The organism is Glycomyces paridis (genome assembly GCF_004912155.1).
GTDB lineage: Bacteria > Actinomycetota > Actinomycetes > Mycobacteriales > Micromonosporaceae > Glycomyces > Glycomyces paridis.
In genome coordinates this window covers 45856-71303 of record NZ_STGX01000022.1, presented here as the reverse complement: position 1 = coordinate 71303, position 25448 = coordinate 45856, and the positions used below count along the sequence as shown (strand labels likewise).

Annotated in this window: 22 protein-coding genes; 15 read left to right on the top strand and 7 right to left on the bottom strand. The window is 71.6% G+C overall.

Annotation, left to right across the window (positions count from 1 at the left end):
* Positions 1-250: 250 nt before the first annotated feature.
* Positions 251-1195 carry a pirin family protein gene (locus E9998_RS23085; protein WP_136532066.1) on the top strand — a complete coding sequence of 315 codons (945 nt, stop codon included), beginning with the start codon at positions 251-253 and terminating at the stop codon, positions 1193-1195.
* A 47-nt stretch (positions 1196-1242) separates the two neighbouring features.
* Here the strand turns inward: E9998_RS23085 and E9998_RS23080 are convergent, their stop codons facing one another.
* A complete protein-coding gene (locus E9998_RS23080; RefSeq protein WP_136532065.1) occupies positions 1243-2343 on the bottom strand; it encodes a cellulose binding domain-containing protein in 1101 nt (366 codons plus the stop codon).
* A 252-nt stretch (positions 2344-2595) separates the two neighbouring features.
* On the opposite strand from E9998_RS23080, the gene E9998_RS23075 reads away from it, so the two are divergent.
* Together E9998_RS23075 and E9998_RS23070 are read left to right on the top strand one after the other, a co-directional pair.
* The gene (locus E9998_RS23075) at positions 2596-3717 is read left to right on the top strand and encodes a glycoside hydrolase family 26 protein (protein WP_136532064.1); all 1122 of its coding nucleotides are present in this window, start codon (positions 2596-2598) and stop codon (positions 3715-3717) included.
* Between the two features lie 105 nt (positions 3718-3822).
* Entirely contained in the window at positions 3823-4158 is a 336-nt protein-coding gene (locus E9998_RS23070) for a hypothetical protein (protein ID WP_136532062.1), read from the top strand.
* A gap of 8 nt (positions 4159-4166) precedes the next feature.
* Here the strand turns inward: E9998_RS23070 and E9998_RS23065 are convergent, their stop codons facing one another.
* Positions 4167-5009, bottom strand: coding sequence for a helix-turn-helix transcriptional regulator (locus E9998_RS23065; protein WP_136532061.1), 843 nt, complete (start codon positions 5007-5009; stop codon positions 4167-4169).
* A 113-nt stretch (positions 5010-5122) separates the two neighbouring features.
* Between E9998_RS23065 and E9998_RS23060 the strand changes: the two genes are divergently transcribed.
* Complete coding sequence (locus E9998_RS23060; protein ID WP_136532060.1) at positions 5123-5887, top strand: SDR family oxidoreductase; 765 nt, start codon at positions 5123-5125, stop codon at positions 5885-5887.
* Between the two features lie 47 nt (positions 5888-5934).
* Here the strand turns inward: E9998_RS23060 and E9998_RS23055 are convergent, their stop codons facing one another.
* Complete coding sequence (locus E9998_RS23055; protein WP_204745612.1) at positions 5935-7932, bottom strand: glycosyl hydrolase; 1998 nt, start codon at positions 7930-7932, stop codon at positions 5935-5937.
* Between the two features lie 386 nt (positions 7933-8318).
* Positions 8319-9062 (bottom strand): methyltransferase domain-containing protein, encoded by a 744-nt coding sequence (locus E9998_RS26900; protein ID WP_136532059.1) that lies wholly within the window; start codon positions 9060-9062, stop codon positions 8319-8321.
* A 26-nt stretch (positions 9063-9088) separates the two neighbouring features.
* Between E9998_RS26900 and E9998_RS23045 the strand changes: the two genes are divergently transcribed.
* From E9998_RS23045 to E9998_RS23035, 3 genes are all read left to right on the top strand, one after another.
* Complete coding sequence (locus E9998_RS23045) at positions 9089-9907, top strand: UbiA family prenyltransferase (RefSeq protein WP_136532057.1); 819 nt, start codon at positions 9089-9091, stop codon at positions 9905-9907.
* Between the two features lie 557 nt (positions 9908-10464).
* Positions 10465-11667, top strand: a complete 1203-nt coding sequence (locus E9998_RS23040; protein WP_136532056.1) for an acyl-CoA dehydrogenase family protein — start codon at positions 10465-10467, stop codon at positions 11665-11667.
* Positions 11661-12701 carry a type III polyketide synthase gene (locus tag E9998_RS23035; protein ID WP_204745611.1) on the top strand — a complete coding sequence of 347 codons (1041 nt, stop codon included), beginning with the start codon at positions 11661-11663 and terminating at the stop codon, positions 12699-12701. Before E9998_RS23040 ends, E9998_RS23035 begins: the two co-directional genes overlap by 7 nt.
* A gap of 65 nt (positions 12702-12766) precedes the next feature.
* Here the strand turns inward: E9998_RS23035 and E9998_RS23030 are convergent, their stop codons facing one another.
* Positions 12767-13237, bottom strand: coding sequence for a hypothetical protein (locus E9998_RS23030; RefSeq protein ID WP_136532052.1), 471 nt, complete (start codon positions 13235-13237; stop codon positions 12767-12769).
* A gap of 582 nt (positions 13238-13819) precedes the next feature.
* A complete protein-coding gene (locus E9998_RS23025; protein ID WP_204745610.1) occupies positions 13820-16516 on the bottom strand; it encodes a carbohydrate-binding protein in 2697 nt (898 codons plus the stop codon).
* A gap of 297 nt (positions 16517-16813) precedes the next feature.
* Between E9998_RS23025 and E9998_RS26895 the strand changes: the two genes are divergently transcribed.
* The 5 genes from E9998_RS26895 to E9998_RS23000 all read left to right on the top strand — a co-directional run bounded on the left by E9998_RS26895 (position 16814) and on the right by E9998_RS23000 (position 23073).
* The gene (locus E9998_RS26895; RefSeq protein ID WP_204745609.1) at positions 16814-18859 is read left to right on the top strand and encodes a glycoside hydrolase family 36 protein; all 2046 of its coding nucleotides are present in this window, start codon (positions 16814-16816) and stop codon (positions 18857-18859) included.
* Between the two features lie 10 nt (positions 18860-18869).
* Positions 18870-20183 carry an ABC transporter substrate-binding protein gene (locus E9998_RS23015; protein ID WP_136532048.1) on the top strand — a complete coding sequence of 438 codons (1314 nt, stop codon included), beginning with the start codon at positions 18870-18872 and terminating at the stop codon, positions 20181-20183.
* A gap of 65 nt (positions 20184-20248) precedes the next feature.
* Positions 20249-21145, top strand: a complete 897-nt coding sequence (locus tag E9998_RS23010) for a carbohydrate ABC transporter permease (protein ID WP_204745608.1) — start codon at positions 20249-20251, stop codon at positions 21143-21145.
* Positions 21142-21999, top strand: coding sequence for a carbohydrate ABC transporter permease (locus tag E9998_RS23005; protein ID WP_136532046.1), 858 nt, complete (start codon positions 21142-21144; stop codon positions 21997-21999). The genes E9998_RS23010 and E9998_RS23005 overlap by 4 nt, the downstream gene beginning before the upstream one ends.
* A gap of 63 nt (positions 22000-22062) precedes the next feature.
* Positions 22063-23073, top strand: coding sequence for a LacI family DNA-binding transcriptional regulator (locus E9998_RS23000; RefSeq protein WP_136532045.1), 1011 nt, complete (start codon positions 22063-22065; stop codon positions 23071-23073).
* A 66-nt stretch (positions 23074-23139) separates the two neighbouring features.
* Here E9998_RS23000 and E9998_RS22995 read toward each other — a convergent pair whose 3' ends face one another.
* Entirely contained in the window at positions 23140-23703 is a 564-nt protein-coding gene (locus E9998_RS22995; protein ID WP_136532043.1) for a hypothetical protein, read from the bottom strand.
* A gap of 104 nt (positions 23704-23807) precedes the next feature.
* Between E9998_RS22995 and E9998_RS22990 the strand changes: the two genes are divergently transcribed.
* From E9998_RS22990 to E9998_RS22980, 3 genes are read left to right on the top strand one after another with little or no spacing between them, the layout of a single operon-like run.
* Complete coding sequence (locus E9998_RS22990) at positions 23808-24305, top strand: TetR/AcrR family transcriptional regulator (RefSeq protein ID WP_158299955.1); 498 nt, start codon at positions 23808-23810, stop codon at positions 24303-24305.
* 54 nt (positions 24306-24359) lie between these two features.
* Positions 24360-24971, top strand: coding sequence for a VOC family protein (locus E9998_RS22985; protein WP_136532040.1), 612 nt, complete (start codon positions 24360-24362; stop codon positions 24969-24971).
* Between the two features lie 43 nt (positions 24972-25014).
* Positions 25015-25416 (top strand): VOC family protein, encoded by a 402-nt coding sequence (locus E9998_RS22980; RefSeq protein ID WP_136532128.1) that lies wholly within the window; start codon positions 25015-25017, stop codon positions 25414-25416.
* The last annotated feature ends 32 nt before the right edge of the window (positions 25417-25448 follow it).

Genomic DNA, 25448 nt, shown 5'->3' with positions numbered 1-25448 from the left:
GCCGCCCGCCGCCCGCCGCCCGCCGCCCGCCGCCCGCCGCCTGCCGCCTGCCGCCTGCCGCCTGCCGCCCGCCGCGAGCGGGACGGCGCTGAGAGCGCCGATGCGGAGCGGCCATCGCGGCGCGGCCTTCCCGCCGAGCGACCGTTGACCGGCGATCGACTGGCGCCCTTTCGCCCTCCCGCCACCCCGCATTCGACACCGTTCGGGCTCCGGGGCCCCTTCGTGCGCCCGCCGACCTAGGATCGGCCGCATGAGCAATCTCGACGCCAGCCCCGGCGAGACCCCGTGCCGCGCCCCCGACCACGTCGGCGACCGTCTCCTGGAGGCGCGGGACGTGCCGCTCGGCGGTGTCCGCGCCATGCAGGTCAGCCGCACTCTGCCGCAGCGGGTCGTGCCCACCGTCGGCGCGTGGTGCTTCCTCGACCGGTTCGGTCCCGAGCGCGTCGACATGACCGTGCTCCCGCACCCGCACACCGGCCTCCAGACCGTCACCTGGCCGCTCGAAGGCGCGATCCGTCACCGCGACAGCCTCGGCACCGACACCGTCGTGCGCCCCGGCCAGCTCAACCTCATGACCGCAGGGCGCGGCATCGCCCACTCCGAGTTCTCGCTCGGCGAGGCCCCGCTCCTGCACGGCCTCCAGCTCTGGGTCGCCCTGCCCGAGGCCGCCGCCGCGATCGCGCCGACCTTCGAGCAGCACGCCGACCTGCCGCGCCTCGAACGCGGCGGCCTGCACGGCGTGGTCGCCGTGGGGGAGCTCGACGGCGCGGCCTCGCCCGCGACCGCCTACACGCCCCTGCTCGGCGCCGAGCTCGCGGTCGAGGCGGGCGCCGCAACGGAACTGCCGCTGCGACCCGACTTCGAGCACGCCGTCCTCGTCATCGAAGGCGAACTCCGCGTTGACGGCGAGGCACTGCCGCCCGGGCCCCTGCTCTACCTAGGCCTCGGACGCGAGTCGCTCGCCCTCGCCTCGTCCTCCGGGGCGCGGCTCTTCCTCCTCGGCGGGGAGCCGTTCCCCGACGAGCTCGTCATGTGGTGGAACTTCGTGGGCCGGTCCCATGAGGACGTCGTGGCCGCGCGCGAGGACTGGGAGTCGCGGGACGGGCGCTTCGGCCCCGTCCCCGGCCACGGCGCCGAGCGCATCCCGGCGCCGCCGATACCGCCGCTGCGCCTGACCCCGCGCCGCCGGGGCTGACGCGAAGCTCCCCGGGCGCCTCGGCGCCCGGGGAGCGGAACTGCTTGCTACAGCACGTCTTCGAGGGCCTCGAACCAGTTCGCGGCGATCTTGACGTAGCCGTCCTCGTCGGGGTGGACCCCGTCATAGGTGTCCACAGTGGTGTCGAAGCCGGTCCACTGGTCGACCACGACGACCGGGGACTGCGCGGTGGTGATCCCCGCGGCCCAGGCCGGGATCGCGGCGTTGAAGTCGATCGCCCGCTGCGGGCAGTCGGCGCAGTTCGCCGGCTCCAGCGGGATGATCTGGGCGACCAGCACGATGGCGTCGGGGTTGAGCGCGCGCAGGTCCGTGACGATCTGGGTGAACGCCGCGAGGATCTGCGAAGGCGGCAGCGAGGACCACACGTCGTTGGTCGCGAAGTGCAGCAGCAGCACGTCGGGCGTGTTCTGCGTCAGCCAGGAGTTCACGTTCCCGTTCGCGACCGACTGGGTCACGAGGAAGCCGCCGTGGCCCTCGTGGTCGGGGTCGGACCCGGTCGGGTTGCACGCCTGGGAAAGGGAGCCGACGAAGTCGACGTCGTACCCGGCGCCGTCGAGGAGGCTCCACAGGTTCCCGCGCCAGCAGCCGGGGCTGCCGGTGATGGAGTCGCCCAGCGGCATGATCTTGACCGGGCCGCCCGGCGGGTCGGTCGGGTCGTCGGTGGTCGGGTCGTCGGTGGTCGGGTCGTCCGTCGGCGTCTCGGTCGGCTGCTCCACCGAGCCGTCGCACGGCTCGCCGTTGACGGTGGCGCCCGCCGGTTCGGCAGAAGAGCCGGAGCCGATGAAGCCGAAGACCTCGCGGGTCTGGCCCGCTCCCACCGTGGCGTTCCAGCCGACGTCGGAGCCGGTGAAGCCCGTGCCGGACTGGCTCCAGTCGACGTTCCACGCGCTGGTCACCGTGGTGCCGGCGGGGAAGTCCCATTCGATCTCCCAGCCGTCGATCGCCTGGTCGGAGGTGATGGAGACGTTGGCCTGGAAGCCGTTGCCCCAGCTGCTGACCACGTTGTAGTCGACGAGGCAGTAGTCGAGGGCCTGGGCCTGGTTCGCCGTGGCGAAGGTCAGGCCCCCGGCGGCGAGCGCGGCGGTCGCCGCCGCCGCGGCGAACCGCCGGATTCGTTTGGTAGCCATATGCACCGATGTCCTTTGCACGCGGGCCGCGCTGCGGCCGGTCGGAGGGGCCAGCGCTGCGGGAAGCGTCGGGAGGATCGGGGAACGGCGTTTCGGGAGCGCTCCCAGCATGGTAGCGGATTTAGTTTAGATAGTCAAGTATCTCAATGTCTCAGAGGGCTCGGGAAACCGCTCGACGTCCGATGAAGCGGTTCAGTACGATCGCCCCAGGGCCGCCCTCCGCGTCCCGCACCCCGACCGCGAGGAGCCATCATGGCACCGGAGCCCAAGCGTCTCAACGGCATCGGGCCCACGCGCCTGGTCGACCCGGACGCGACCGAGCAGACCCGCGCCCTCCGGCGCCGACTCGCGGCCGTCGCCGAGTCCGAGAACATCCTCTTCGGACACCAGAACGCCCTCGTCCAGTCCGTCGCCGATCACCCCGAAGGCGACGTCCACGCGGCCACCGGCCGCCACCCCGCCGTCGCGGGCCTCGGCAACGGCCACGTCGGCACCGACCTCACCGCCGAGGCGATCCGCCTCGCCCACGACCGCGGCATGATCACCACCGTCGAGGACCACATGCCGAACTTCGCCACCGGCGGCCCCTACGACGACTGCTCCCCGGTCGCCGAGCACATCCTCCCCGGCGGCAAGGACCACGCCGCGTTCCTCGCCCGCCTCGCCGGCATCGCCGACTGGGCCCTGGCCGCCCGCGACGAGCACGGCCACCCGATCCCCGTCGTCTTCCGCCCCTTCCACGAGCACTCGGGCGACTGGTTCTGGTGGGGCACCGGCAACACCACCGAAGTCGAGTACATCGCCCTGTGGCGCTTCACCGTCGAGTACCTGCGCGACACCCAGGGCGTCCACAACTTCCTCTACGCCTACTCGCCCAACGGCCACTTCACCATCGAAGCGGACTACCTCGACCGCTGGCCCGGCGACGACTACGTCGACCTCGTCGGCTTCGACTCCTACCACGACCTGCCCGCCGGCCCCGACGACCCGTGGTGGGCCGCGGTCCTCCACGACGCCCGCACCGTCACCCGCGTCGCCCGCGCTAAGCACAAGATCGCCGCCGCCACCGAGATCGGCCTCCGCCACAACGCCCAAGACGGCCTCGCCCCCACCGGCAACGCCATCCCCGACTGGTACACCCGCCTTGCCGACCTCTTCACCGGCGACCCCGACCTCGCCCTCGCTTACGTCGCCACCTGGCGCAACCACCCGTTCCACCTGAGCGACGCCGAAGGCGCCGCCCACCACTTCTGGGTCCCCTACCCCGCCTTCACCGACACGAACGGCACGCACCACCCCGACCACGAAATGCTCCCCGACTTCCGAGCCTTCGCCCGCCACGAACGCGTTCTCTTCGCGCCCCAGCCCTACTGACCGCGCGGCTCCACCGACGACGCCTCCGCGCTCGCACCCGCTCGAACGTGAGAAGATCCGCCGACCGATCCGTACCCGCGGCCGGTTCGCGCATCAGGAGGAACCATGCCACGGTTCGGCGAGACCTCGGCCGAACAGGAGATCCTCGCGCGGACCGAGTACCGCCGAGCGCTCCTGTCGCTCCGTCTGGCCTTCCCCTTCTGGGCGGCGGGCGTGGCGGGCCTCATCGCCGGTGCCGTCTGGGCCGGGCCCTGTGCCTTGGTCGCCGTGCCGTGCCTCATCGCTGCGGCAATGAACGGCTCCGCGCTCAAGGAATTCGTTGACGGCGGCGACACGGCGCTGTTCGCGTCCCGCCCGGAACCGGCCGCCGACCAGCTGTTCGCCCGCACCATGCGACACCTGCTCGCTGAGGCGCTGCTCCTCGCCCGACCACGCCGCTGACGGCGCGATCAGTCGACCTCGGCCCTCGGCGGTACGCCGACCACACCTAGCAGGGCGAGCTTCTCGGCCGCCTCGGTGCGCGGCGGGGCCGTGAAGACCAGGAGGCACTGGGACTGGTCCTCGGTGAACAGGGCCTGGCAGTCGAGCTCGATCTCGCCGAGCTCGGGCTGGACGATCGTCTTGTGGTCGGCGAAGCGCTTCATGACCTCGTGGCGCTCCCACAGCGCCTGGAACTCCTCGACGCCCTCCAGCGCGCGCACCAGCTCACCGGCCTGCGAGCGCGGGCCCGTCGACGCGTACACCACCCGCAGCGCCGACACCAGCGCCCGGCCCTGCCGCTCCCGGTGCTCCTCGGTGTACACCAGCCGCTCGACCGGATCGGTGAACCACCGGTACACGTCGAACCGCTCCAGGCCCGCGAACACCGTCCGGTCGCCCAGCAGCGCCTTCGCCAACCGGTTCTGCACCAAGGGCTCGCCCAGGCTCGACAGGATCAGCGCCGGCGTGTCCTCCAGCCGGTCCAGGACCCGCAGCAGCGCCGGGGCCACATGCCCCGCCGCCGCGAGCCGCGTCGGGACGCCGTGCCCGGCCGCCTGGAACAGGTAGTCGCGCTCGTCCACACTCAAACGCAGCGCCCGCGCCAGCGAAGCGAGCATCTGCGCGCTCGGCTGCGGCCCCCGACGCTGTTCGAGACGCGTGTAATAGTCCGTCGACATCGCCGCCAGCGACGCCACCTCCTCGCGCCGCAGGCCCGGCGCGCGCCGCCGCACCCCCGGCGGCAACCCCACGTCCTCCGGCTGGAGGCCCTCCCGGCGGCGGCGCAGGAACTCGGCCAGTGCTTCACGGTCCATGCCCCCAAGTATCGGGCCCCGCCCGCCCCGCGGCGAGCGCGAAACCAGGGACCGCGGATCCCCCGATGAGCGATCTCTGCACACCGGCGCCGGATTCGACCAGACTCGCAGACATGGACATCTCAGGGAACACGATCTTCATCCCCGGCTCCACCAGCGGCATCGGCCTCGCGCTCGCGCTGGCCCTCCGTGAGCGCGGGAACACCGTCATCGTCGGCGGACGCCGCGCCGACCTGCTCGAACGCCTCGCCGCCGAGCATCCGGGCCTCGACACCGTCCGCATCGACACCGCCGACCCCGCCAGCGTCGAGGCCGCCGCGAAGGAGGTCCTCGAACGCCACCCGGGCCTCAACGTCCTCATCGCCATGGCCGGCATCATGCGCGCCGAGGACTGGCACCGCCCCGAGGGCTTCCTCGAATCGGCCACCGGGATCGTCACCACGAACGTGCTCGGCCCGATCCGTCTCATCGCCGCGTTCGTCGAGCACCTCCAGACCCGCCCGGACGCCACGATCATGACCGTCTCCTCCGGCCTCGCCTTCACGCCGCTCAAGGCCACGCCCAGCTACAACGCGTCCAAGGCCGCGATCCACATGCTCAGCGAGTCGCTGCGCCTCCAACTCGCCGACACCTCCGTGCGCGTCGTCGAACTCGAACCCCCGGCCGTGCGCACCACCCTCATGCCCGGCCAGGAGACCAGCGAGTTCGCCATGCCCCTGGAGGACTTCACCGCCGAGGTCATGGCCCTGCTCGAATCGCAGCCCGACGCGACGGAGATCCAGGTCGAACGCGTCAAGTTCCTGCGCTACGGCGAGGCCCGCGGCGACTACGACCAGGTCATCGCCACCCTCAACCGCCTCGACCCGCACGGCGACTGACACGCCGAAGCGGCCGGGACCCGAGGGCCCCGGCCGCTTCGCGTCGCCTACTCGGCCCGGATGTCGTCCACGTACACCGTGCCCGTGGCCGTCGTCCCCCCGTACCCGAGGTACAGGTTGAACGTCGCCACCTCGGCCAGGTGCGCGGCGTCCAGCAGCTCGTCGGCGTGCCCGGTGTCCCAAGGCGCCGGCCGGAACTCGCTGAACGGCGCCGTGATCTCCTGCCCCTCCGTGCCCGAGAGCCCGAAGTTGTACTCGAAGTACGCCCCGAGCGCCACGACCTGGAGCGTCGCGCCGTTCGTCGACCCGTCGCCCTGCACCCACAGCTTCAGCGCGCTGAAATCGTTCCAGTCGGCCCCGACGGACTTCCCGATGCCCGTGTAACCGGCGCTGGTGAAGTCGTACGAGTACGCCAGACCGAACGAACCCGATCCCTTGTGGTCGGACGAGAGCGTCGTCGTGTTCGCGTTGACGTGGCTGTAGGCCTCGCTCAACGTGAGGTCGTCGCCCGCGTATCCCTCGAAGTCGTCGATCCACCCCGCCGGGAGCGGCGCCACCTCGCCCAGCAGCACCAGCGCCGAGTCGGTGTGCTCGCGCCCGTTCACCTTGGCGTTCACGGTGATCGTGACCGACCGGTTGTCCAGCCAGGACGGGTCCACCATCCACGGCGCGGAGTGGAAGCCGTCCTCGTCCAAGCACAGGCGCACCGGCCTGCCCCCGTCCACCGAGTACGTCGCCCTGGCCGCGTGCCCGCCGGTCAGGCGCAGCCGGATCGTGTTCTCCGAGGTCGTCAGGCGCTGGCGGTCGGTGGGGGTCACCAGGTGCAGGAACGGGTCGTTCTTGACCGCGCGGGTCCTGGCGTCGAAGACCCCTTCGAGGTCGGAGGTGAACAGCGAGTACGGGTCGTCGTGGTAGGCGACGAAGTCCGCTTCCATGACGTGCCCGGGGAAGGGCACGTACGCGCGGTTGTTCCCGCCGAAGTTCGCCCAGGTGAGCATGTGCGTCACCTGGTTCGCGCCGGGGTCGCCCTTGATGGCGCCGAGGAGGTCGGTGAACCACTGCGGGTTGCGGCCCTCCTCGCCGGACTCGCCGAACTCGGTGAAGGCCGGGACCTTGCCGCGCTCGGCGGCGAGGTCGACGACCATCGCGAGGTCCTTGACGGTGCCCGAGAGCCACTCGGCCGAGCCGGCGGAGTTGTCGTAGGCGTCGTAGCCGAGGATGTCGACGAACTCGTCGCCAGGGTAGGTCTTGAGGTAGGTGGTCGGGTCGCCGCCGAAGCTGGAGTTGGGGGAGTAGGCGTAGAGGAGGTTGCGGACCTTCTTGGTGTCGCGCAGGTACTCCACGGTGTAGCGGAAGATCTCGATGAACTCGGCGGAGGTGGTGTGCCCGGCGCCCCACCAGAACCAGCCGCCGTTGTTCTCGTGGAAGGGCCGGAAGACGATCGGGATGAGGGTCCCGTCGGGTCGCTTGGCGCCCTTGACGCCCGCGGCGATCCGGTCGAGGAAGGCGTTGAAGTCGGCGTGCTTGGCGCCGCCGGGGAGGATCTGGCTCACGACCCGCCCCGCGGTGTCCCAGAAGTCGCCGCCGGTGACGAAGTTGTAGAGGTGGGCGCTGAGGACGTTGATGCCGCCTTGCGCGTCGGACGCCTCGAAGGCCCAGCTGAGGGCCTCGATGTTCTCCTCCTCGGTGCCGCCGTAGACGCCGGGCTTCTGGAAGCCGTTGAGGATGAGGGTGTCCCAGCCGAAGACGGCCGGGTAGTCACCGGTCACGGCCTCCACATCGGAGGATTCGCCGTCCATGCCCTCGAAGGTGAACCCGTCGGACAGGGAGTGCTCGTGGCCGAACATGACGCCCTGGCCGCGCAGGTCGAGCATGTACTGGAAGAGGGCGCGGGTCTCGCGAGTCGCCTTGTCGTCGACGATGCGGACGGGGGTGGCGCGGCCCGCGGCGGCGGCGGGGAGGGGGAGGCCCGAGGCGGCCACCGCGGCGGCGCCCATGACGATGACGGCGCGTCGCTTCGCGCGGGCGGAAGGGAAGGAAGGCACTGGCGTCTCCTTTGGCGGATGAGCCCTCGTGCGAGGGGTTTCGTTGCGGTCGTGCCGGGACTGCTCGGATCCGGGAGCGACGCGGGCGGCCGGGGTGGTGGCCGCCGACGTCCGCGCGGGCCCGTCGTCCGGGCCGCGCCCCGCCCTATGGAGGGCGAGCAGCGCGGAACTGAATCGGTTAAGTGCAGCTCAGAATATACATCGGAATACTTCAATGTCAACGCCCGCGGCGCGTCCCCGTGCGGCCGCCTCGCACCGCGGCGACGTCCAATCACGGTAGCAGCATCGACGGCCCGTGGGAAGCCTTCCACTCCAGGGCTCCACCCCACCGCCCCGACCCGAACGGGCGCATCTGAAACCATGCTGAATCGGTTCGGACCAGGTTCTCACCGGCCGTGCACAGTGGCCCTGCCGTCCGCCGAACGCCCCCACGCCTGGAACAGCACCGCCGTCGTCCCCACCGGCACCATCCGGACCGACTCGCGCCGCCCCACCGCCCACGCCGCGACATCCCTCATGGACGGACGAATGCCCCGCAGCTCCAACGCCACCCCGTGCGCCGCGCACGCCTCCCGCAGCGCCGCCCGGTCCACCAGCAGCGCCGGATCGTGCACGCCCCGCACCGCGATCCGCGGAATCCGCTCCGCCACACCGATCGCCAGCCACCGGCACAGCGCCGTCGCCGCCAACGTGTCGATCACCAGCAGCCCGCCCGGCCGCAGCAGCCGGCACGCCTCCGCCACCGCCCCCTCCAGATCCGGCACGTGCTCAAGGATCTCGCCCGCCACCACCACGTCCGCGCACCCGTCCGCCAACGGCACCGCCGTCACGTCCGCCCGTACCGCCGCCACCCCGTGGGCCGCTGCCAGCCGCAGCGCCGCCGCCGAGAGGTCCACGCCCACATGCGCATAGCCCTTTCCCGCCAGATGCGGCGCGAGCAGCCCCGCCCCGCAACCCAAGTCCACCAGCACCGCCCCCGCCTGATCCGCAGGCGGCACCAGCGCCCCGCGCGCCGCCGCCAGCCAGTGCAGCACCGCGAAGACGCCCCTCGGCTCCCACCACTCCCCGGCCAGCCGGTCGTACAGCGCGGGATCGCCTCGCACCAGACGCTCCCGCGCACCACCGTTCATCGCCCCAGCGTGGCACACTGGCGCACATGCGAGGGTTCACCACCGCGATGGCGCGGGCCTCCCACCCCCTGCCCGCCCTCGCCGTCACCGCCGTCGCCGCGGGCCTCGCCCTCGGCACCGACCGCAGCCTGCCCTCCGCCGCGATCGCCACCGCCGCCGTCTTCGCCGGCCAGCTCTCCGTCGGCTGGCTCAACGACCTCGTCGACGCCCGCCGCGACGCCCAAGTAGGCCGCACCGACAAGCCTTTGGCCGCAGGCGAACTCACCCCGAGGCCGGTCCGATGGGCCTTCATCGCCTCGGCCGCCACCGCCGTCGCGCTCACTCTCCTCTCAGGACCCCTCGCAGCGGCCGCACACCTCACCGCCCTCCTCGCCGCCTGGGCCTACGACCTGCGCCTCAAATCCACCGCCTGGTCCGTCGCCCCCTTCGCCGTCGCCTTCGGGCTCCTCCCGGCCTTCCTTTCGCTCGGCGCACCCGGTAGCCCGTGGCCTCCGCTGTGGCTCATGGCCGCCGCCGCGGCGCTCGGCTCCGCCGCGCACTTCGCGAACGTGCTCCCCGACTTCGCCGACGATCACGCCACCGGCGTCCGCGGCCTACCGCACCGACTGGGCCCCAACATCACTCGCCTCACCGCCGCCGCCCTCGTGCTCACCGCCTCGATCCTCCTGGTCCTCGGCCCGCCCGGCCCGCCTCCGCTCTTCGCGCTCACGGCGGTGCCGCTCGCCCTTGCAGTGTTGATCGTTGGCCTCGCGGCGGGACGGCGGCCGCGCTCGCGGGTCGCCTTCCGCGCGGTGATGCTGGTGGCGCTTCTCGACGTGGTGCTGCTGCTGACCGCGAACGGGTAGCGCCGAGGACCGAGCCGCTCGCATCGGGCGTGGTCGGCGAATCGGGTATCAGAGAGCGGGCTTCCACGGCCGCGGCAATGCCGGCGGTGGGCGTTCAGGGATCGTGAGCGAATGAACGGGCGTGAATGTCGGCGGCCTGCTATCCGCGGATGATGCCGGTGGAGAGCGACCGCCTTTGCCATTGGGCACAAGGCGAAGGCGGGCGTACCGGCCGTCCGGCGCTTCGACGCCACGGCTTTCGCCGCAGGTGAGCGGAGCTGCGACGCTCAGGAGCGCCGGGGAAAGGCGCCGCCAGGCGCGATAATCGGTCGGGTCGGGTCGCCGGGTTTCAGAGGCGACTTGGGCGGCAACTCCGGTCTGGCCGCGCTGGCCTGCACGCCGCGATGCGATGAGGAGGCACGGCAGCCGCGCCCGCGTTCTCGATCGCGGTCGCACAGGCGAGTGTCCGGAGGCCGTCAGTGCGCGGCCTTGTCCGGTGCGGTGATTGCGAGGACACTGTGCGGAAGGCCGCCAACGCACTCCGGTCCGCGGCGGTCCGAGCCGAGGAGTGAACGCCAGTGGCAGCACCCGTCTCCACCGAGACCGAACGCGGCGGCGACCGCGCCCTCCGACTGGCCCGCGGGCTCCGGCCGCGCCTGGTCGAGCGGGCCGCCGAGCACGACCGGCACGGCCGCTTCCCCGAAGCCGACTTCGCGGACCTCCGCGAAGCGGGCCTTTACGGCCTCATGGTCCCGGCCCGCCTCGGCGGCTTCGGCGCCTCCTTCACCGAGTACACGAGGGTCGCGGCCGAACTCGCGCGCGGGGCGGGCGCGACCGCGCTCGTGTTCAACATGCACGCCTCCGTAACCGGCGCGCTCGCCCAGACCCCGGACGAACTCATCCGCCTGCTCGGCGCCCCGAAGTCCTACTTCGCGGTGCGAGACCGCGCGCTCGAAGCCGCCGCGAAGGGCTTGCTCTACGCGGTCGCCATGAGCGAGCGGGGCAGCGGCTCGCGGCTCTCGCGCACCACGACCGCGTTCCGCCGCACCGACGGCGGCTACCGGATCACCGGCGCCAAAGCCTTCGTCTCCGGGGCCGGGCACGCGGACGCCTACCTTGTGACCGCGCGCGACGCCGACGCCGAGGACCCGCAGGTCTCCTACTTCCTCGTGCCCGCCTCCGAAGGCATCCGCGTCGAGGAGACCTGGGACTCGCTCGGGATGCGCGCCACCGGAAGCCAGGACGTCCACTTCGACGTCGAGGTCGAGCCGGGCGCGCTCCTCGGCGGCGTCGAGGGCCTCACGCTCATGATCGCCGAAGCCATGCCGCAGTGGCTCGTCGCCTCCTATTCGGCGGTGTACGCCGGGGTCGCGCGGGCCGCCGTCGACGCGGCCGCCGAACACCTGAACGCCCGTGGTCTCGGCGGCCTGGCGCCCGCCCGGGCCCGGCTCGGCCGCGCGGAGGCGGCCGTGGCCGCGCTCGAACTCGTCGTGGCCGAGGCCGCCGCGTGCATCGACCGCGATCCCGGTGCGCCCGAGACGAACCGGTGGGTCTGGCGCGCCAAGCTCACCGCGGGCGACACCGCCGTCCAGGTCGCCGCCTCCCTCCTGGAGTCGGCGGGCGCCTCGGCGAGCCGCCGCGGGCACCCGCTCGAACGGCTCTACCGCGACGCCCGCTGCGGCGCTCTGCAACCGGCGACCTCCGACGTGTGCGCCGACTGGCTCGGTACCGCCGCGCTCGGCGGCGACCCCGACCACGACACCGAGGTCCCGCGGTGGTGACCGCGCGGATCGCCGGGATCGGCGCGGCCCTGCCGCCTGCCCACCGCCAAGGGGACCTCTGGGACGAGGTCTTCCGGTGGCACTTCTCCCGCTCGCGCGTCGCCCAGCGGATCTTCACCGCCTCCGAGGTCCGCTCCCGCCACACCGCCACGGCCCCGAGCGAACTGCGGACCGTCGCCAACTGGTCCACAGGGGACCGAATGCGCCGCTACGGCGAGGCGGCCCCGCCGCTGGCCCTCGAAGCGGCGCGAGCCGCGCTCGACGCCGCCGTGACCGATCCGGCCGAGACGGGCCTCCTCATCGTCGCCTCCTGCACCGGTTACGGCACACCGGGACTCGATATCGCGCTCGCGGACGGGCTGCCGCTCGCCCCCGACTCGCGGCGGCTCTTCGTGGGTCACACCGGCTGCCACGCGGCCCTGCCCGCACTCGCCACGGCCGCCGACTACGTCGCCGCCCACGGCCGTCCCGCCCTCGTGCTGTGCATCGAGCTCACCTCGCTCCACGTCCAGCCCGCCTCCCACGACCCCGAGCAGATGGTCACGCACGCCCTCTTCGGCGACGCCGCCGCCGCGGTCGTACTCCGCCCCGACACCGCCCCCGGCCTCCGCGTGGTCGACGTCGCGGCCCGCACCGACACCACCCGCAGCGACCACATGACCTGGGACATCACCGATCTCGGCTTCCGCATGGGCCTCGCCCCCGAAGTCCCCGACGCCCTCGAATCCCAGGTCGGCCCGCTCGTCAAGGACCTCCTGAGCCGCAACGGCATGGACTTGTCCGACGTGGCCGCCTGGGCCGTCCACCCGGGCGGCCCGCGCATCCTCGACGCCGTGGAGGACGGCCTCGGCCTGCCACCGGAAGCCCTCGCCACCTCCCGAACCGTGCTCGCCGAGCACGGCAACTGCTCTTCCCCGACGGTCCTGCTCGTCCTGGACTCGCTCCTACACGCGGGAGCGGCAACGGGCCCAACGGTCGCACTCGCCTTCGGTCCGGGCCTGACGCTCTACGCAGCCCTGCTCGACCCGGCCTGAGCCGCCGGCGCAGGGTGCGCACCGGTCGGCCCTGATCGCATCGCGGTCCGGACCGACCGCTCCGGTCACGGTGTTCGCGCGGGCAGCGGGTCCCGGGGGCCGGGGCTTTCGCCGGTGCCGTCGGCGCGCATCTCGCGACGGCGCTCGGCCCACCGGTCACGGACGGCTTCCCTGCCGATGTCCATCACGAGGAGCACGCCCCACAGGACTCCCGCATACCGCCAGTCGGGATCGGAGGATTCGAGGGGAAGGCACAGCCCGCCTACGAGGAGCCCGATCGGCACTCCGACGAGCGTTCCGATGGACCAGGACGGCAGGGAGTACAGGGGCCGCCGGCCCTGGGGTCCGGATGAGAGCAGCCCCGCGATGAGGACGTACGCGGAGAGCGCCTCGAACGCGAACCGGTGCCCCCGCTCGTGACCGATGATCACGGCCACGGCGGCGAAGACGCCGACGGCGATGCAGCTGACGATGGCGGCGGGCTCGGCCGCGAAGCGGCGCGGCGGGCGGATCGGAGGGCGGGGAACAGGGTCCAAGGAGTCCTCGCGCAGTTCGAAGGGGGTGGGGGAACGTTCTACGCGCGATGTTAGACGGAAGGGGAGGGGAGCGCGGTACACGACGGAGGAGAGCACGGGCCAGGCGCGGACACGGCACGGACCGGGCGCGGAGGGGCGCTCCAAGGGTGTGGAGGCGAGCAAAGGCGGGCGCGGGCGCGGCGCGGACCCCCACCCAGGGTGGGAGAACAAGGTAGGCCTCCACTTTGCGCGCCCGTGCCGACAGGATCGCGTTTGCAGGAGTGGAGCGATCGCCGAGATCACAACCGCATGGCGAGCGGGTGGGCGCGAGTGGGCGGGGGAGCGTTCTCCCACCCAGGGTGGGAGAACAAGGTAGGCCTCCACTTTGCGCGCTCGCGCCGACAGGATTGCGCTTGCATGAGGCGTGCAATTGCCGAGATCACAGCCGTTTGCGAGTGGGCGGCTTGGGAAGGCGAGTGGGCTTCGTGCATACGCCGTCGGACCTATGGCGTCGATTCCGGCTTTGACATCCAAGGCGGCCTGCGCGTTTTCGCGCGCAGGCCGCCCTATTCGTCGTTTACCTTCGGGTGGTCGGCTCGGCTCCTACTTGCGGAGCCCCACCGTCGTCGGCTCTTCAAGGAGCCTCGGGGCGATGACCACCTTGTCGATGTTCGGGGCCCACGCCTCGGTGTTGCCGAGGCGGAGCGTCTGGTCCGTCGTGGACAGGGTCACCGCGATGCTGCGCTGGGAGAAGCTGTCCCACGAGTACGTGTACCGGAAGTAGGCGTGGCCGACCTCCTCGCCGCCCTCGCGCACCTGGAGCAGGCGGTCGACCACCTGCGGGTTGTAGTCGTGGTCGCCCGAGAGTTCCGCGTTGGCGTAGTGGACGGTGACGTCGTAGTCGCCCGGTGCGGCGAAGCCGTCGCGGGGGATTTCGAGGTAGTTGTCCGCGCCGCCGCCGATCCAGCCGACGAAGGTGCTGCCGGAGGCGTTGGTGCCGGTGGCGTCGGCCAGTGTGGTCGCCGAGGCCGCGCCGTGGAGGACGGCCTCTTCGGCTTCGACGGTGACGGCCGCGTCGTCGGACTCCCTGGCGCGCACCGTGGTCAGCGACGACACGAGGGCGCCGTCGGGCGAGCGCAGTTCGATCTCGTTGATGCCCTCGACCAGGTGGACCCTGGCGGTGGACCGCCAGGTGCCCTTGCGGGCGGCGTCGAGGGTCGCGGTCGGCACGCCGTTGACGCTCAACTCGACGCTTGAGTTCCCATCGGACGCCCAGTCCACGACCAGGTCGTGGTAGCCCGTCTCGATCGCCGTCGCGTACAGGTCGGCCCGCGCGTCGCCGTCCAGCGCGGCGCCGCCGCGCAGCGGCGCGTTTCGGGCCCAGTCGAGGGTCGCGCCGTCGGTAAGGCGGAAGGTCGAGGCGGGGTAGGCGGTCGGCTCGCCGCCGCTCACGGCGGTGAGCGAGACCTTGTCGAGGGTGATGTCCGCGTTGGGGAGGAGGTTGGCTCCGTCCTCACTGGACCGGATGGACAGCTCGTGGCCGCCCTCCGCCAGCTCCACGAGCACCTCGGCGCTGCCGCGGTACTGCCACTTGCTCGTCGAGTTCAGGCCCAGGTCGGCGGCGTACTGGATCGTCCCGGCCGCCTCGCCGTCCACGAACAGGGCGTGCCGCCCTGGCACGCCCGGAGCGCCGCCGATGACCTGGAGCCGGTAGGTCCCGTCGCCGGGAACCTCGATGTTCCAGTCGGCCTTGGAGGTCGGCTTGTTGAACGAGCCGACGTCCTGCCCGCCGGAGGCGAGGAACTGCCAGCCGCCGGAGCCCTTCGGGTCGTGGGTGTAGACGGTGGCGTCGGTGAGCGCGAGGTCTTCAGCCTCGCTCACGGCCGTCCACGCCTGGCCCTCGGCCCCGGCCTCGATGTCGCGGGTCTGGTCGGGGGTGATGACGACCTGGTAGGCCGCGTACCGGTCGTACGTTGCGACCTGGAGCTCCAGGGCCCCATCGTCAACGGCGACGCCGTCGTGGGCCGCGACGACCCGCGGGGTGCCCGCCAGGCCTTCAGCGCCGGTGAGCGCGGCCTCGCGGACCTCGACGTCGACCCGGTCTCCGAAGAGGGAGGCGTCGAGCCCCGAGAGGTCCAGGGACACATCGGCGTCGGTGCCTCCGAAGAGGACGGTGGCGCGCCGGTTCGCCTCGTCGACCGCGCCGATGCCCTGGAGGGTGTCGACGGTGTCGGGGCTCGGGGGCGTCACGCGCACGGTCTCGGACCCGGCGAGGTCGCCGTACCACTTGAACATCCACCAGCCGGCGTTGGCGCCGTTGGGTCGGGCGGTGTTGTCGGAGAGGTTGCCCGCGTAGTTCCAGTAGGCGGTCTGCGCGTCCACCTTGGTGTCCTCGAACATCGCGAGCCACTGCACGAGCTGGCCGGGCACGCCCATGTCGCGGAGCATCCCGTACTCGGTGATGTTGACCGGGATCGGGTCGATGCCGAGTTCGGCTTCGAGCGCGCGGTAGTCGGCGAAGTTCCGCCGGTAGTTCGCGAGGTTGTCGATGCCGAGCTCGTGCCAGATGAAGACGTCCGGCAGGGAGTCGTGCTCCTTGGCGAACGCGAGGATGTCGGCGCTGCGCTCGGGCTGCCAGCGGGTGTCGCCGGGTCCGCCGATGCGGGCGTGGCCGAGGCCGTGGCGCGCCCAGACCTCCTGGATCTTGTCGTAGGAGGCCTGCCAGTCGGCGAGGAAGCGGTCCTTCTGGTTCGCCCAGTCGGGGTACCAGTTCCCGCCGTCGGGCTCGTTGAAGGGGATGAAGACGTAGTCCTGGGGGCGGTCGGAGTCGGTCGCGACGGCCTCGGCGACGAACTCGACCACTTCGAGGTAGTCCCAGACGCCGTTGGGCGCCTCGGTGTAGGTGCCGTCGGCGAGGTCGTAGGTGCGGTCGTCGCCGGGGAGTCGGCCGCCGTTGTACGGCCACTCGGGGTAGTAGTCCTGCACGTAGATGTACATGTCCTCGCCGTGCTTGGCGAAGAACCCGTCCTCGACCTTGACGGCGTCGCCCGAGGGGTGCTGGGTCCCGTACGGCGCCTTCTGCGAGGTGTTGGTGATGTGGGCGCCGTTGACGAGCGCCTGGGTGGGGGCGCCTTCGTCGCCGAAGCCGTAAAGCGTGCCGGTGGCGCCGCCGCGGAAGTCGCCGGTGCGGTCGGCGAAGTCCACCGACAGCACCTCGGTCTCGGCCGCTGCGGCGGCGGGCGGTGGGTTCAGGCCGGTGACGGCGGTCGCGGCGACCGCGGCGGCGGCTGCAATGGTCATGGTCTTCCTCATCGATCGGTCCTCTCTCCATCGAGCTGGACTGCGCGAGACCAGGGGGGGTCCGTCCCTCGATCGCGGCTTGACGCTACCGGTTTTTGATAACGATTTCAAGACTAAACTTGAAATCGATTTCATGATTGCGCTACGGTGGCCCTGAAATCGCTACCAGACGAACCGCCTGGCAGCGGTACCGGAAACCGCGCCTCGGCGCGCATGCAAAGGGGCGTCGTGGGCGAACAGTTGTCTTGGGGCAGTACCGAATTCACGCTCGAATTCGGCTGGGGTGCCGATGCGCCGGTGCGCGTGACCGACCTGTCGCGGGCCGGTCTGGACCTCCCCGTCCACGCCGTGCCGCTCGTGGAGGTCCTCACCGCCGACCAGGGACACCTGCCCTCGTCCGACCGCCTCGCCCACACGGAACTCGGCTCCGAACTGCGATATATCGGTCACGAGACATCAGTCTCGGAGGGCCGACGCACCCTCACCGTCCGCCAAGGCGCCGACGGCGTCGAAGCGACCGCCGCCTTCGAGATCCTCGACGCCGCCCCCGCAGCCGTCCGCACCACCGTCACGGTCGCCGCCACCGGCGCCCGCACCCTCGTCCTGCGCTCCGTCGCCTCCCTGACCACCGGATTCACCCGCCGCGACCCGTCCGGCGACCCCAAGATGGACCACCTGAGCGGCTGGGAGCGGATCTGGGGCACCGGCGACTGGCTCGGCGAAGGCCGCTGGACCCGCGAGCCGCTGCGCGGCCCCGACTTCCCCCGCCTCGCCTCAGAGCTGACCGCCCAGAACCCCCGCGGCGCCTGGACCCGCACCTCCGACGGCACCTGGTCCACCGGCCGCCACCTGCCCGTCGGCGCCGTCGCCTCCGCCGCCGACGCGTTCGCCCTCGCCTTCCAGATCGAGCACAACGGCGCCTGGCGCTGGGAGCTCGGCGAGGACATCGCCGGCGGCTACCTCAGCCTCTCCGGCCCCACCGACGCCGACGCCGCCTGGACCCGCGTCCTGCGCCCCGGCGACGCCTTCACCACCGTCCCGGCCACCCTCGCCGCCGGCGCCGACCTCGAAGGCGCCCTCGCCGCCCTCACCGACTTCCGCCGCGCCGCCCGCCGCCCCCACCCCGACAACGCCGCCATGCCCGTCGTCTTCAACGACTACATGAACACCCTCAACGGCGACCCCACCACCGCCAAGCTTCTCCCGCTCATCGCCGCCGCCGCCGAGACCGGCGCCGAGATCTTCTGCATCGACGCCGGCTGGTACGACGACAGCGGCAACTGGTGGGACACCGTGGGCGAGTGGACCCCCTCCACCACCCGCTTCCCCGGCGGCCTCGGCGAAGTCGTCGCCGCGATCAAGGACGCCGGAATGACCCCCGGCCTCTGGCTCGAACCCGAGGTCATCGGCGTCCGCAGCCCCGTCGCCGACGCCCTCCCCGACGAGGCCTTCCTCCTGCGCCACGGCCAGCGCGTGGTCGAGCACCACCGCTACCACCTCGACCTGCGCCACCCCGCCGCCGTCGCCCACCTCAACGCGGTCGTGGACCGCCTCGTCGCCGACTTCGGCGTCGGGTTCTTCAAGTTCGACTACAACATCGACCCCGGGCCGGGCACCGACCGCGACGCCGACTCGGTCGGCGACGGGCTGCTGAGCCACAACCGGGCCCATCTCGACTGGCTCGACCGGCTCCTGGACCGCCATCCGGGCCTCGTGGTCGAGAACTGCTCCTCGGGTGCGATGCGCATGGACTTCGCGATGCTCTCCCGCCTTGCGATGCAGTCGACCTCCGACCAGCAGGACTTCACGAAGTTCCCGCCGATCGCGGCCGCCGCGCCGATCGCGCTCCTGCCCGAGCAGGCCGCGAACTGGGCCTATCCCCAGCCTGGAATGAGTGACGAGGAGGTCGCGTTCTGCCTCGTCACGGGCCTGCTGGGCCGCTTCTACGTCTCCGGTCACCTCAACGAGATGACCGCGGAGCAGCGCGGGACGGTCGCCGAGGCGGTGCGCGTCGCCAAGTCGCTGCGGCCGGCCGTCGCCGGGTGGCACCCGCACTGGCCCGCGGGCCTGCCGGGCTGGGACGACCCGTGGACCGCCCTCGCCCTGCGCGGCGAGGGGGAGGACCTCGTCTCGCTGTGGCACCGCGGCGGCCCGCCCGCCGTCGACCTCGCGTTCCCGCACCTCGCGGGGCGCGACGTGACCGTCTCGACGGTGTTCCCGCGCGACCTCCCGGAGTGGAAGACCGCCTGGGACGCCGCGAGCGGCACCCTCACCGTGCACGCGGGCGGCGGCCTCGCCGCCCGCACCCTGCGCCTGACCATCGACTCCCCTACACAGAAATAGGAGCAATTCAATGAAGAAGCCGTTCCGCCACGTGCTGGCGCTCGCCGCCGCCGGCGCCCTGACGCTGTCCGCGTGCTCGGACCCCGGGGCCGACTCCGGCTCCGACGGTCCGGTGGACTGGCCCGCGCAGGACGCCGACCTGTCGGGCACCACCCTCACCATCTGGGCCGCGCAGAACTCGAACACCGTGCCCGAGAGTGTCATCGCGGGTTTCGAGGACCTGACGGGCGCCGAGGTCGAGGTCGTCACGATCCCCGACCCCTACGAGCAGGGCGTGCAGACGAAGGTCGCCACCGGCGACATGCCCGACCTGGCGTTCTGGCAGCCGACCGCTTCGCAGCTGACCGCGTTGAACGCGCGCCAGAACCTCCAGTCGCTCGACGGGGCGCCCTGGCTCGACTCGTACAAGCCCGAGCTGCGCGACATCACCGGCCTCCTGGACGACACCCGCTACGCCACGCTCATCACGACCCCCGCGGTCGAGGGCGTGTACTACAACAAGGAGGTGTTCGCGGCCAACGGGATCACCGAGACGCCGACGGACTGGGACTCCTTCGTGGCGCTGGCCCGCGACCTGAAGACGGACGGGGTCACGCCGTTCCACGAGATGGCCGCCGACCGCTGGGGCACCCAGTGGTGGGTGCAGGTGCAGTTGGCCGACGCCGCCGCGGACGGCCTGTGGGACCGCGTGAACACCGGTGAGGAGCAGTTCACCGACCCGACGATCCTCGGCGCGATCGAGACCTACCAGGGCCTCATCGACGAGGGCCTGTTCAACGAGGACATCAAGACCGCGACGTTCGAGGACCAGGGCGCGGCCCTGCTCGCGGGTGACGCCGCGATGGTCGTGCAGGTGAACTCGTTCTTCGGGCAGCTCCAGTCGCTGGCCGACACCGACGAGCTGAACCAGAAGATCGGGTTCTTCCCGATCTCGCCCTCGGGCAACACGGGGACGTTCATCCCCGACCAGTCGAACGCGCTGGTGGCGTTCAAGACCGGTGACGCCGACCAGGAGTCGGCGGCCCGTCAGCTCCTGTCGTACTGGATGGGCGAGGGCTACGGGGACTTCGTGAACGCGCAGTCCACCGTCTCGCTCCAGTCCGGTGTGGAGACCCCGGCGGACGTGCCGGAGGCGCTGCTGTCGGTCTCGGACTCGCTCGCCGACTCGGTGGGCTCGATGCAGGCCTCGGCGATCGCCAACCCGGACCTGTACATCTACCTCGCCGACATGATCCAGGGCACGAAGACCCCGGCCGAGGTCGCCGAGGCGACCCAGAGCCAGTTCGCCGAACTGGCGAAGGCCCAGGGCGCCGAGGGCTTCTAACAGCGGCGGGGGCACCGGTGGTCCGGTGCCCCCGCACCCGTCCGCGCCGCACCAGAAAGGCAGTCGTGTCCACGAACCTCGCGCTCGCCAAGCGCCCCCGCCAGAAAGACCATCCGCTGTGGTTCCTCATCCCGGCGCTGGTGGTCCTGGTCGTGTTCTTCTTCGTCCCGACCCTGTTCAACTTCGTCTACGCGTTCACCGACTGGTCGAGCTTCAAGAGCGCGATCAACTTCGCGGGGATCGACAACTTCACGTCGCTGTTCACGAACGGGACGCTCCTGAACTCGCTCAAGGTGACCCTGGTGTACGCCGTGCTCGTCGCGGTGTTCCAGAACGCGTTCGGGCTCGGCCTGGCGCTGCTGCTGGAGCGCGACACGCGGATCAACCGCGCGGTGCGCGTGGCGTTCTTCGTCCCGGTCATCATGTCCGCGCTGGCGGTCGGCTACATCTTCCAGGCGCTGCTGAAACCCGACGGGGCGCTCAACGCGATCCTCGGGTGGGTCTCCGGCGCCGAGGTGTCGATCCCGTGGCTGGGGGACACGACGTGGACGATCGTGGTCGTCGCGATCGTGCACTCGTGGAAGTGGATGGGCCTGTCGATGCTCATCTATCTCGCCGGTCTCAAGACCATCAGCGACGACGTGCTCGAGGCCGGGCGCCTCGACGGCGCGGGCCGGTGGACGATGTTCCGCTCCATCCGCTTCCCGCTGCTGGCCCCCGCGGTCACCTTCAACGTCGCCACGGCGCTCCTCGGTTCGATGAACGGCTTCGACATCGTGCAGGCCACGACCGAGGGCGGGCCCGGCGGCACCACCGAGCTGTTGAACATCTTCATCTTCCGGACCTTCGGGCAGGGCCTGTTCGCGCAGGCGACGACCATGAGCCTGGTCCTGTTCCTGGCGGTGACGATCCTGGCGTTCCCGGTGATCCGTTACCTGCGCAAGCGAGAGGACGTCCTGTGAGCACCACCGCCACCGCCGTGCGGCGCGCGCCGCGCCGCCGGTTCCGCTTCTCGTTCCAGCCGGTCGCGGCGATCCTCGTCGCGGTCCTGGTCCTGGGCGTCCCGTTCTGGCTCGTCGTGGCGACCGCCGGGAAGGACCGGGCCGAGGCGCTCGACCCCGACCTCAAGGCGCCCTCGCAGTGGCACCTGCTCGACAACTTCGCGACGGTGTTCACCGACGGCAAGATGCTCCCGGCGTTCTTCGGGAGCCTCCTGGTCATGGTGCCCGCGGTCGTCGGCGTCCTCATCCTCGGCTCGATGGCCGCGTGGATCCTCGGGCGCCGGGGCGGGCGCCTCAGCGCCGCGATCTACGCCCTGGCGATCTCGGGGATCGTCCTGCCGCCGGCCGTCGTCACCATCGTCCTGCTGCTGCGCCAGCTCGGCCTCGCCGGCACCGCCCTGGGCATGATCGGCGTCTACATGGGCATGTACCTGTCGACGGTGATCTTCTTCGTGACCGGGTTCGTGCGCACGATCCCGCACGAGCTGGAGGAGGCCGCCCGCGTCGACGGGGCCGGGCCCGTCCGCGTGTTCACCCGGATCATCCTGCCGCTCCTGCGGCCGGTCCTGGCGACCGCGACCATCCTCATCTGCCTGTACATCTGGAACGACGTGTTCTACGCGCTGTTCGTCATCGGCGGGCGCATCGACACGCTGCCGCTGAACCTCTACCAGGTCGCCAGCGCGGGCCTGTATCTCCAGAACTGGCACCTGATCTTCGCCTATATCATCCTGATGAGCCTGCCGCTGCTGATCACGTTCATGGTCGCCCAGCGCAGGATCATCTCCGGGATCACAAGCGGAGCGGTGAAATGAGCTCGAGTACGAGCGGAGCGGTGAAGTGAGCGGGTTGCCCGCGTGAGGACCGGGAGGGTCGACATGGCCGGGAGACTGCGCAACCCGACGATCTCGGACGTCGCCAAGCGCGCCGGGGTCTCGGTGCCGACGGTGTCGCGGGTGCTCACCGGCGCGGCGAAGGTGAGCGCGGCCAAGCGCGAGCTCGTGGAGGCCGCGATCGCCGAGCTCGACTTCCGTCCGAGCGCGGCGGCCCGGAACCTGGTCTCGCGCAGGTCCCAGACGATCGCGGTGATCGCGGGCAACACCTCCCGGTACGGCTACGCCGAGGCGATCCGCGGGGTGGAGATCGCGGCGCGCGCCGAGGGGTACACGGTGATGATCACCGTGGTCGAGAGTGCCGACGAGGACGAGGTGGACCGGGCGATCGCGGCGACGCTGACGCAGGCGCTTGCGGGCGTGGTGGTGTTGAAGTTCGATCCGCCGGGGGTGGCGGCGCTGCGGAAGATCCCGGCGCATCTGCCGGTGGTGGCGCTGTCGGGCACGCGCGAGTCGGGCATCCACCAGGCGGTGCTCGACGAGGCGGCCGCGGCGGAGGAGCTGACGGCCTATCTCCTCGGGTTGGGTCATGCGACGGTCCATCATGTGCGGGTGCCGCCGTCGCGGCGCGTGGACGGGCGGACCTCGGGTTGGAAGCGGGCGTTGACGAGTGCGGGCGCGGTGGTGCCGGCGGTGCGGGACGCGTCGTGGGATCCGAAGTCGGGTGTGGCGATCGGGCGCGAGCTGGCGGCAGACCGGTCGGTGACGGCGGTGTTCTGCGGCAACGACGAGATCGCGATGGGCGTCATGCGGGGGATCACCGAGGCGGGTCTTCGTGTGCCCGAGGACGTGTCGGTGGCGGGTTTCGACGATCATCCGCTCGCGGAGCTGTGGTCGCCGCCGTTGACGACGGTGGACCAGGATTTCGCGGGGCTCGGGAGCCGGGGCTTCCACCTGCTGCTCCAGGCGGTGGACGGGACCGGTGACCGGCGGTTCTCCTCGGAGCTGCCGAAGCTGGTGCTGCGGTCGAGCACTGCCGCGCCCGGGTCGCGCTGACCGGGGCCTCTCGGCCACTGGTGTTCGAAGGCGCGCTTCCCGTTTCGGGAAGCGCGCCTTGTCCGTTCAGGCCCCGGCGCGGCGCCACAGCGCCAGCGCGAGCCAGGCGACGGCGGCGGCGAGCACGGCGAGCGCCAGTTGGAGCGCGATCTCGGGAACGAAGGCGCGCAGCCCGATCGGCCAGACCGCGACCGCATACAGCGCGAGCGGGACGCGGGGGAGTCCCCGGTTCCAGAGCGCGGCGACGAAGGCGAGCGTGGCGAGGACGAACAGGATCGACGCGGCGGTGAGCGCGGTGCCGAGGGGTCCTGCCCGGAGGTCGTCCACCTGCGCCGGTTCGAGGTAGGCGAAGACGAGGTTGATGGTGAACTCGACGCCGACGAGCGCGGCGACGGCGGTGAGGTTGGCGCTGAACGCGGCGGTGAGGAGTTTTCCGTGGCGGGAGGCGGCGTAGAGGCCGATGACGAGGCCGATCGCGAAGACCTGGGCGAGCGGGGCGAGGAGCTGGGTGACGGCGGCGGTCGGCAGGACCTCGGCGCGTTTGAGGGTGTTGACGAGGATGACGGCGGCGGCGAGCCACCCGGCGGCGGCGGCGAGCCGCAGCTCGTGCCGGGCGAGGGTGTCGGTCATGGTGCCTCCAGACGGGTTATAACGCTTGTTATCGACATAACGATTGTTATACTCGGCTCGGTGCGCTGTCAAGCGCGCCGCCGAAACGTGACCTGGAGGCGCCCGTGCCGAAACCGACCGTCGCAGAGCAGCTGGTGAGCGGTGGACGCGACCTCATCGGACGCGAGGGCGTCGCCGACCTGTCGGTGCGCCGCCTCGTCGAGGCCGCCGGGCGTTCCACCATGTGCGTCTACAGTCACTTCGGCAGCCGCAAGCGCCTTCTCGCCGAGGTCTTCCGCTCCTGCGCCGACGACCTCGCCGCCGCGCTCGCCGCGGCCGGAACCGCGGCCGAGTTCGAGCGCGCCTACGCCGCCTACGCGCGCGAGGCGCCCCGCCACTTCCAGTACCTCTTCGCCGCCGATCTCGAAGGCCTCGGCCTCGAACCGGCGCTGCGACTCGACCTCGTCGACGCCGTCCTCGCCGCCGGCGTGTCGCTCGCGGGCGCCGACCGGGTCCTGGCCTGGTGGCTCGGGCTGCACGGCGCGGTCTGGCTCGACACCCTCCAGCGCCTCGCGGGCGAGCCCGACCGGTTCGACATCGCGGCCGCCGGAAACGCGCCCTGAGACGGTCAGGATTCGAGAAGCGCGGGGGCCCTCGGCGCGCTTAACGTTGTGAGCATGACTTCCATCGAATACATCACGCTTGAAGCCGACGACGTCGCCGCCGCCGAGGACTTCTACTCCAAGGCCTTCGAAATGGGCGCCCTGGTGCGCGTCAAGCCCGCCGAGGCGGCCTCGACCGGCTTCCGCGGCTACTCGCTGTCGCTCGTGGCCTCCCAGCCGGGGAACGTGGACGCGCTGCTGGAGGCGGCCGTGGCACACGGCGCCGAGGTCGTCAAGCCCGCCGCCAAGTCGTTCTGGGGCTACGGGGCGATCCTGAAGGCCCCGGACGGGTCGATCTGGAAGCTCGCGTGCACGCCGAAGAAGGACTCGGCGCCCGCCGAGAAGAAGTTCGACTCGTTCACGATCCTGCTGGGCACGACCGACATGAACGCCACCAAGAAGTTCTACGGCGAGCACGGTCTGACGGTCTCGAAGAGTTACGGGCGCAAGTACACCGAGTTCGACGCCGAGGGCGGGCCGGTGCACCTGGCCCTGTACCCGCGCAAGGCCTTCGGGAAGGACCTGGGCATTCCGATCGAGGGTTCGGGCTCGCACCGGCTGACCGTTGGCGGCGGCGCGGGACCGGCCGTCGATCCGGACGGTTTCGAGTGGGAGGCCGCGTCCTAGCGATGCGCCGACCCTCCTCGCCCGGGAAGGCCGAGTGAGCACTGTGGACATCTCGTTGCACTCGGCCTTCCTGCCGCATCTGGACCCGGAGGCCTCACTGGCCTTCTACCGCGACCTCCTCGGCTTCGAGGTCCTATCCGACGTCGGACACGACGGCCTGCGGTGGATCACCGTCGCGCCCGCCGGGCGGCCCGGGACCGCGATCGTCCTGGAGCCGCCCGCCGCCGAGCTCGGCGTCACCGAGCCCGAGCGGCGCACCGTGGCCGAGATGATGGCCAAGGGCACGTACGCGGCGGTCGTGCTCGCCGCCGCCGACCTCGACGCGGTCTTCGCGCGGCTGCGCGAGGCCGGGGCCGAACTGGTCGAGGAGCCCGGCGAGGAGCGCGCCTGCGCCTTCCGCGACCCCGCCGGGAACCTCGTGCGCATCGTCGAACACGCCGACTGAACCCGGATCTGCCGTGGGCAGAGCAGCCCACG

Bases quoted from the DNA above. Each gene is read 5' to 3' on its own strand.
- E9998_RS23085 (WP_136532066.1), top strand. From the start codon at position 251: ATGAGCAATCTCGACGCCAGCCCCGGCGAGACCCCGTGCCGCGCCCCC.
- E9998_RS23080 (WP_136532065.1), bottom strand. From the start codon at position 2,343: ATGGCTACCAAACGAATCCGGCGGTTCGCCGCGGCGGCGGCGACCGCC.
- E9998_RS23075 (WP_136532064.1), top strand. From the start codon at position 2,596: ATGGCACCGGAGCCCAAGCGTCTCAACGGCATCGGGCCCACGCGCCTG.
- E9998_RS23070 (WP_136532062.1), top strand. From the start codon at position 3,823: ATGCCACGGTTCGGCGAGACCTCGGCCGAACAGGAGATCCTCGCGCGG.
- E9998_RS23065 (WP_136532061.1), bottom strand. From the start codon at position 5,009: ATGGACCGTGAAGCACTGGCCGAGTTCCTGCGCCGCCGCCGGGAGGGC.
- E9998_RS23060 (WP_136532060.1), top strand. From the start codon at position 5,123: ATGGACATCTCAGGGAACACGATCTTCATCCCCGGCTCCACCAGCGGC.
- E9998_RS26900 (WP_136532059.1), bottom strand. From the start codon at position 9,062: ATGAACGGTGGTGCGCGGGAGCGTCTGGTGCGAGGCGATCCCGCGCTG.
- E9998_RS23045 (WP_136532057.1), top strand. From the start codon at position 9,089: ATGCGAGGGTTCACCACCGCGATGGCGCGGGCCTCCCACCCCCTGCCC.
- E9998_RS23025 (WP_204745610.1), bottom strand. From the start codon at position 16,516: ATGACCATTGCAGCCGCCGCCGCGGTCGCCGCGACCGCCGTCACCGGC.
- E9998_RS23015 (WP_136532048.1), top strand. From the start codon at position 18,870: ATGAAGAAGCCGTTCCGCCACGTGCTGGCGCTCGCCGCCGCCGGCGCC.
- E9998_RS23000 (WP_136532045.1), top strand. From the start codon at position 22,063: ATGGCCGGGAGACTGCGCAACCCGACGATCTCGGACGTCGCCAAGCGC.
- E9998_RS22995 (WP_136532043.1), bottom strand. From the start codon at position 23,703: ATGACCGACACCCTCGCCCGGCACGAGCTGCGGCTCGCCGCCGCCGCC.
- E9998_RS22985 (WP_136532040.1), top strand. From the start codon at position 24,360: ATGACTTCCATCGAATACATCACGCTTGAAGCCGACGACGTCGCCGCC.